Annotated in this window: 1 protein-coding gene; it reads right to left on the reverse strand. The window is 52.4% G+C overall.

The genetic code is table 11. From position 1 onward, the window contains the following. Window positions 1–1,163 (reverse strand): elongation factor Tu (tuf, locus tag A9B99_RS15590; RefSeq protein WP_064599045.1); only part of this gene is annotated, 1,163 nt, incomplete at both ends.

Genomic DNA, 1,163 nt, shown 5'->3' on the forward strand with positions numbered 1-1,163 from the left:
AGAACTTTAGCAACAACGCCTGCACCAACGGTACGGCCGCCTTCACGGATTGCGAAGCGCAGACCTTCGTCCATTGCGATCGGGTGAATCAGGGTAACAACCATCTGAATGTTGTCGCCCGGCATTACCATTTCTACGCCTTCCGGCAGTTCGATGGAACCCGTTACGTCAGTAGTACGGAAGTAGAACTGAGGACGGTAGCCTTTGAAGAACGGAGTATGACGGCCGCCTTCATCTTTGCTCAGAACGTATACTTCAGATTCGAATTTGGTGTGCGGGTTGATTGAACCCGGTTTAGCCAGAACCTGACCACGTTCAACGTCATCACGTTTGGTACCACGCAGCAGAACCCCAACGTTTTCACCAGCACGGCCTTCGTCCAGCAGTTTGCGGAACATTTCAACGCCAGTACAGGTRGTTTTGGTGGTTTCTTTGATACCAACGATTTCTACTTCATCGCCAACTTTGATGATGCCGCGTTCTACACGACCGGTAACTACAGTACCACGACCGGAGATGGAGAATACGTCTTCGATTGGCAGCAGGAACGGTTTGTCGATAGCACGTTCCGGTTCCGGAATGTAGCTGTCCAGTGCTTCTGCCAGTTCAATGATTTTCGCTTCCCACTCTGCTTCGCCTTCCAGCGCTTTCAGAGCAGAACCACGGATGATCGGGCAGTCGTCGCCCGGGAAGTCATACTGAGACAGCAGCTCACGAACTTCCATTTCAACCAGTTCCAGCAGCTCTTCGTCATCAACCATGTCACATTTGTTCAGGAACACGATGATGTAAGGAACGCCAACCTGACGACCCAGCAGGATGTGCTCACGAGTCTGCGGCATCGGGCCGTCAGTCGCAGCAACAACCAGGATAGCGCCGTCCATCTGAGCAGCACCGGTGATCATGTTTTTAACATAGTCAGCGTGGCCCGGGCAGTCTACGTGCGCGTAGTGACGGGTCGGGGTATCGTATTCAACGTGAGAAGTGTTGATGGTGATACCACGAGCTTTTTCTTCCGGCGCGTTATCGATCTGGTCGAATGCGCGAGCAGAACCACCGTAGGTTTTTGCCAGAACGGTAGTGATTGCAGCAGTCAGGGTTGTTTTACCATGGTCAACGTGACCGATAGTACCGACGTTGACGTGCGGTTTTGTACGTTCAAA

This window comes from Mangrovibacter phragmitis, from assembly GCF_001655675.1.
GTDB classification, from domain to species: domain Bacteria; phylum Pseudomonadota; class Gammaproteobacteria; order Enterobacterales; family Enterobacteriaceae; genus Mangrovibacter; species Mangrovibacter phragmitis.